This is a genomic window from Bifidobacterium hapali (assembly GCF_002259755.1).
Lineage (GTDB): Bacteria > Actinomycetota > Actinomycetes > Actinomycetales > Bifidobacteriaceae > Bifidobacterium > Bifidobacterium hapali.
The window spans coordinates 1-5983 of the sequence record NZ_MWWY01000050.1; the positions used below are offsets into that span (position 1 = coordinate 1).

Sequence of the window (5983 nt, forward strand, 5' to 3'; positions counted from 1 at the left end):
GGCACGCGAGCTGGGTTCAGAACGTCGTGAGACAGTTTGGTCTCTATCCTCTGCGCTCGTTGGAATCTTGAGGAGGCCTGCCCATAGTACGAGAGGACCTGGGTGGACGAACCTCTGGTATGCCAGTTATCCCGCCAGGGGTATGGCTGGTTAGCTACGTTCGGAAGGGATAACCGCTGAAAGCATCTAAGCGGGAAGCCCGCTCCAAGATAAGGATTCCGTAACCATTTGGTTTGAACCCTCCATGAAGAACACGTGGTTGATAGGCCGGATGTGGAAGCCCTGTAAAGGGTGGAGCTGACCGGTACTAACAGGGAACAACAATCACTATATTCAACCCATTACGATTGGGTTGGACTAGCATCCAATTGTGCTACAAACATGGTGACTTCAAGGAATACTCACAGTCACAAAACAATCAACAATATATTACGCGTCTACTATCCGGTCCCCAAACCATCACAAGGCCAGCAGAAGGAATATGATTCTTTTTGACTGTTAATAATTAGAGATTTGCGGCGGTCATAGCCCAGGGGAAACGCCCGGTCACATTCCGAACCCGGAAGCTAAGACCTGGCACGGCAATGGTACTGCACTCGCTAGGGTGTGGGAGAGTAGCACACCGCCGCTTAAATATTTGATAGGAAAACCCGGTCGAGCATACACTCCCGGGTTTTCCCATATCTCATACCACGATAACCCGGTAACCAAACCCACTACACGTAACACGTGACAGAAAACACTCACTAAGACCCCTACCAGCGAGCATTATCCGCCACTCGTATTCATACGGGTCGATAGCCTGACAAGGAAAAACATCTGGAACGGTGAAAGGCGTGCTAACTCAGCTGTTTCAGGAGTGAATCTACGTGACCTTTGGCTCGTACATTGTAGCGTGCGAGCGTAAGTTGACCATTTGTATCAATTGCGAACGTCGAACGAATTACGCCTATATGCTTTTTGCCGTACAGTTTCTTTTCCCCATATGCGCCATATTGTTTGTGCACGGTCAAGTCAGGATCGGAGAGCAGCGGGAAATTGAGATGATCACGCTCGATGAATCGATAGAGCTTAGTCAACGGGTCTTTTGAGACACCAAGTACAGTAAATCCAAGCGTATGCAGACGCGCGAGATTATCACGAAAATCGCACGCTTCTGTTGTACATCCCGGTGTCATTGCAGCAGGATAGAAGTACAACACAACCTTGCGTCCATCGGCAAGTAACGATGCGAGCGAAATCTGTGTTTCTGTTCCATCCGGCATTGCAGCAGGCAACATGAAATCAGGAGCCTGACTACCAACCTCAAGCCGAACAGGTACCGCAGCATGATCGACGTCAGAATCTGTCATGAAGATCACGCATCCTTGCGACTAATTAATAGCAAAATACCAGCAATCTGATTCGCAAAGATCAACGTGCATACGCCAAAAGCTGTTGTGTTAGCAGCCTCACCTTTATAGATTCGCCAATTGTGAATAGTCATCGGAATCATCCACGCCAGTGCAATCAAGGTCCAACACCATGCGACGCATCCGATTACGTTGAGTACGAACGCGGCGAGACGTAAGTTGCGGTCTGTTTCTGTCATGAAATACGTTCCGTCAGCGGTATAAGTTGGCTGTGGAGCATATCCGTATGCGCCATACTGTGGCTGCTGATAAGCGTTCTGTTGCTGTTGTTGCTGCTGCGCAGCTGCACTAGGAGTGGGCATAGTGGCATCAGTCCACTGATTGCCGTCCCACCAACGCAACTGATTTGGATCACCAGATGGATCTGGATACCATCCTGCTTGAACCTGAGCCATAACAACCTCTTTTTCGTGTGAATATCAATAATGTCAGTCATTCTAACAGTCGCTAACCACAATAAATAGCGCAAACTGCTATGCGGGTAGCCAAAAACAGACGGTACAACCAACGGCAGTCAGCGAGAACGGGTAAGGTAGCTAGACGTAATGTATTGTGAGTCAAGGAGATAAGGTGGCAGGTTTACTGACATCCTCACCCATGATGGCCGATGGCGACGCTCCATCCATCGTGGACCCGATTTTTAACCGGTTGCTCAAAGACCGCATCATCTGGATGGGCGAAGAGGTTAAGGACGATATGGCTAATCGCATCTGCGCGCAGATGTTGATGCTTGCGGCTGAAGATCCGAAGAAGGATATTTGGCTGTACATTAATTCGCCCGGCGGTTCGATTACTGCTGGCATGGCGATTTATGACACGATGCAGCTGATCGAACCGGATGTGGCGACGGTGGGTCTTGGCATGTGTGCTTCAATGGGTCAGTTCCTATTGAGTTCCGGCACGCCGGGTAAGCGATTCCTCACATCGCACGCTCGCGTTCTCATGCATCAGCCGTCTGGTGGTATCGGCGGTACCACTACTGATGTGCGTATCAATGCCGAGCTCATCATGGATATGAAGAAAACTCTGGCGGAGCTTACGGCTCAGCAGACAGGCCACACGGTTGAAGAAATTTATCGTGACAACGAATATGACCATTGGTTCACCGCTCAAGAAGCATTGGATTATGGTTTTGTGGACAAGATCGTGTCCACGCATGACACGATGAACGCAAAGGAAGGAGAGTGATCATGGCATCTGAAGAAGCACAGTTTGTCGCGCGTGCCGACCGCTTGGCTGGACCGCGTGGCGTGATCGGATTTATGCCAGCTGCGGCTCGTGAGACTGCCTTTGCTGGTCGCGCTGCAGCACAGTCTGCTATGCCGCAGGATCGCTATATCCTGCCACAGTTCTCGGAGAAAACTCCGTATGGTATGAAAACACAAGATCCGTACACGAAGCTGTTCGAGGACCGCATCATTTTCATGGGCGTGCAGGTAGATGACACTTCGGCTGACGATATTATGGCGCAGCTGCTGGTGCTGGAAAGCATGGACCCGAATCGTGATGTGATGATGTATATCAACTCGCCTGGCGGCTCGATGACGGCTATGACCGCGATCTACGACACCATGCAATACATCAAGCCTGACGTGCAGACTGTATGCCTCGGTCAAGCAGCTTCAGCTGCTGCGATCCTGCTGGCTGCTGGTGCGAAGGGTAAGCGTTTGATTCTGCCGAACGCACGTGTGCTCATTCACCAGCCTGCTATTGATCAGGGTTTCGGCAAGGCTACAGAGATTGAGATTCAAGCTAAGGAAATGCTGCGCATGCGTGCGTGGCTTGAGACGACGCTTGCTCAGCACACTGGTCAAGATATCGAGAAAATCCGTAAGGATATTGAAGTTGACACGTTCCTGACGGCTCAAGAGGCCAAGGAATACGGCATTGTTGACGAGGTGCTTGCACATCGCGCATAAAGCACACAAAGCGCACAAAGACACTGATGGTGCCCTCAGCCGCTGAGGCAGAGGGCACCTTCATCATGTCAACGTGCTATCCAACGTACCGGTGGACGACAAGGGAGCGACATGGGGCGTGTAGTGAGTTACAACGAGGATGTGCCACGCTGCACGTTCTGCGGTAAAAGCGAACATCAGGTGCATAAACTTGTGGCAGGTCCTTCAGCTGCGATCTGCGATGAATGCATTGAACTATGCGTTGAGATCATTTCTGAAGAGCGCAAACATACTGTTGACGCTACTATGCTTGGTCTTCCGAAACCAGCTGAAATCAACGCGTATCTTGATACTTTCGTGGTAGGGCAACAGGCGGCTAAACGTACGCTGTCAGTTGCGGTATATAACCACTACAAGCGTGTCAATATGGAGATGAGAGAAGCGGCGAGTCGTCTCGATAACGCTAATGCTGCCTTCCATGAGTCGTCTTTATCTCGACACGGCACTGATTCGTTAGACGATGTTGAGGTCACAAAATCTAATATTCTGTTGCTCGGCCCGACTGGTGTTGGTAAAACATATCTTGCACAATCGTTGGCTGGGATTATGAATGTGCCGTTTGTGATCACCGATGCTACGACGCTTACTGAAGCTGGCTATGTTGGCGACGATGTGGAAACCGTTTTACAGCGGCTTATTGAAGCTGCTGATGGTGATATTGAACGTGCTCGCCACGGTATTGTCTACATTGATGAGATCGATAAGATTGCGCGTAAATCCGGTGAAAACACGTCTATTACGCGCGATGTATCTGGAGAAGGTGTCCAGCAGGCGTTACTGAAGATTCTTGAAGGTACGATTGCGTCTGTGCCAGTGGAAGGAACGCGTAAACATAAAGAGCAGCAGACGGTACAGATTGATACGCGTGACATTTTATTTATCTGCGGTGGTGCGTTTGTTGGATTGACTGACATTATCGGTCGCCGATTGGGAACGCGAGAAAGCGGTTTTGGTACTGCATGGCATGATCATGAGATAGCAGATTGCGATTTGTTACGACAGGTGAATGCTGATGATTTAGCTGAGTTCGGTTTATTGCCTGAATTTATTGGTCGACTACCTGTTGTCAGCGTATTGGATGATCTCACTGAGCAGGATTTGGCTCGTATTCTTGTTGAACCGCGAAACGCACTGACGAAGCAGTATCGCAAAATGTTCGCTGCAGATGGCGTAGATCTTGTTTTTACTGAAGATGCTGTGCATGCGATTGCGACGACTGCGATTGCGCGGGGGACTGGAGCTCGTGGGCTGCGGTCGATTATTGAGAAGACGTTAGAATCAACTATGTTCGCTTTGCCGAGTATGGATAATGTGGAGCAAGTGATTGTGGATGCAGCATCAGTGAACGGCGATAGTGAGCCGAAACTTGTACGAGGCGAGAAGCGTGCGACGTCTATGCAACATCGGCGTGCGGCATGAACGTCTTGATACCATATTCTCGACACGCCGATTTGCAATCTAAGTTACTTTGATGTAGTTTATACGGGTTGCCAAAAATGAGCAGCATGCGCCAGTAGCCCAGCGGATTAGAGCAGCTGACTACGGATCAGCAGGTCGCAGGTTCGAATCCTGTCTGGCGCACACCTCTAACCACAAGAGGATAAAGAGTGGTGTTGCGCCAGTAGCCCAGCGGATTAGAGCAGCTGACTACGGATCAGCAGGTCGCAGGTTCGAATCCTGTCTGGCGCACGAGCTGCGAAGTGTTTCGTGGCATGAGATAACCGAATATCGGTATGCGCCAGTAGCCCAGCGGATTAGAGCAGCTGACTACGGATCAGCAGGTCGCAGGTTCGAATCCTGTCTGGCGCACGCTATACCCCTTGTTTCCGCATGGATGCAAGGGGTTCTTTATTTCGCTGTGGTTACAGGAGTTCTCGATAGTGGCAGAAAACGCGGGTTATAGGCCAAAATGTGTGTCTGGTGGTCTAGTCGTTGGATGGCCATTCGACCCGGGTGTGGAAGTCGTTCCAGTCGATGCCGGTGCCGTGGTGCATGGGGATGCCGAACGTCTCGTATCGGCCCTGCGGGCTGTTCTCCCATGCCTTCTGGTAGAGGCTCTCCAGCCGTTCGTCCGTGATCGCGTTCGTCGCCAGCCATGCGTCCGTCTCGGGGTGTTCGGCGTGCTGGTGGCACCACCAGCAGATCGCCTTCAGTTGCCGGATCAGGCGCAGTCCGCGGTGATGGCGCAGCATGTCCCGGATTCGTCCGTTCCATGATTCGATGAGGTTGTTCGTGGATGGTATCGTTCCGTTCTCCGTCAGGTCCTCGTCGAGGAACGTGAACAGGTGCCCCTCGCGGATGCGTCCGCGGATCATGCGCTTGGCCTTGACGAGTCTTTGGTGCATGTCGTTCACGCTGCCGTCGGCGTATTCGCTTTTCTCGTCGAGGAAACCCGCGAAGTCCTGCTCCCACTGGTTGTAGGAGGCCAGCCAACTGGCCGCGGCCGCGCCGTCCCTGACGCGCGGCAGGGCGAGGGCGATGCGTCTGAGCTGTCTGCCCGCCTCCAGCCGGGGCCTCATGCCGGTGAGCCCGAATATGTTGGCCTGCACGTGGAACAGGCAGCGTTGGATGCGGGTGTCGGGCCACATGGTCTTCGCGGCCTTCATGATGCCG

At 51.8% G+C, this 5983-nt stretch carries 5 protein-coding genes, 3 tRNA genes, 2 rRNA genes and 1 pseudogene; 8 read left to right on the plus strand and 3 right to left on the minus strand.

From position 1 onward, the window contains the following. A 23S ribosomal RNA gene (locus tag BHAP_RS10805) occupies positions 1–331 on the plus strand; the annotation flags it as partial. A 183-nt stretch (positions 332–514) separates the two neighbouring features. Then, positions 515–631: ribosomal RNA gene (gene rrf / locus BHAP_RS10810) — 5S ribosomal RNA — on the plus strand. 208 nt (positions 632–839) lie between these two features. On the opposite strand, the gene bcp is transcribed toward rrf, so the two are convergent. Then, the gene (gene bcp, locus BHAP_RS10815; RefSeq protein ID WP_094730680.1) at positions 840–1352 is read right to left on the minus strand and encodes a thioredoxin-dependent thiol peroxidase; all 513 of its coding nucleotides are present in this window, start codon (positions 1350–1352) and stop codon (positions 840–842) included. A 5-nt stretch (positions 1353–1357) separates the two neighbouring features. Next, positions 1358–1807 (minus strand): DUF2510 domain-containing protein, encoded by a 450-nt coding sequence (locus BHAP_RS11775; protein WP_211279737.1) that lies wholly within the window; start codon positions 1805–1807, stop codon positions 1358–1360. A gap of 205 nt (positions 1808–2012) precedes the next feature. Between BHAP_RS11775 and BHAP_RS10825 the strand changes: the two genes are divergently transcribed. The 6 genes from BHAP_RS10825 (at position 2013) to BHAP_RS10850 (ending at position 5179) form a co-directional block, all read left to right on the plus strand. Next, entirely contained in the window at positions 2013–2600 is a 588-nt protein-coding gene (locus tag BHAP_RS10825; RefSeq protein WP_169713222.1) for an ATP-dependent Clp protease proteolytic subunit, read from the plus strand. A 2-nt stretch (positions 2601–2602) separates the two neighbouring features. Continuing rightward, on the plus strand, positions 2603–3331 hold the full coding sequence (locus tag BHAP_RS10830) for an ATP-dependent Clp protease proteolytic subunit (RefSeq protein WP_094730682.1): 729 nt from the start codon (positions 2603–2605) through the stop codon (positions 3329–3331). A 111-nt stretch (positions 3332–3442) separates the two neighbouring features. Then, positions 3443–4789, plus strand: a complete 1347-nt coding sequence (gene clpX / locus BHAP_RS10835) for an ATP-dependent Clp protease ATP-binding subunit ClpX (RefSeq protein WP_094730683.1) — start codon at positions 3443–3445, stop codon at positions 4787–4789. 88 nt (positions 4790–4877) lie between these two features. Then, positions 4878–4951: transfer RNA gene (locus tag BHAP_RS10840), tRNA-Arg, on the plus strand. 34 nt (positions 4952–4985) lie between these two features. Continuing rightward, positions 4986–5059: transfer RNA gene (locus tag BHAP_RS10845), tRNA-Arg, on the plus strand. Positions 5060–5105: 46 nt separating this feature from the next. Beyond that, a tRNA-Arg gene (locus tag BHAP_RS10850) sits at positions 5106–5179 on the plus strand. Positions 5180–5295: 116 nt separating this feature from the next. On the opposite strand, the pseudogene BHAP_RS10855 reads toward BHAP_RS10850, so the two are convergent. Next, positions 5296–5983, minus strand: a pseudogene (locus tag BHAP_RS10855) (IS256 family transposase); the annotation flags it as partial.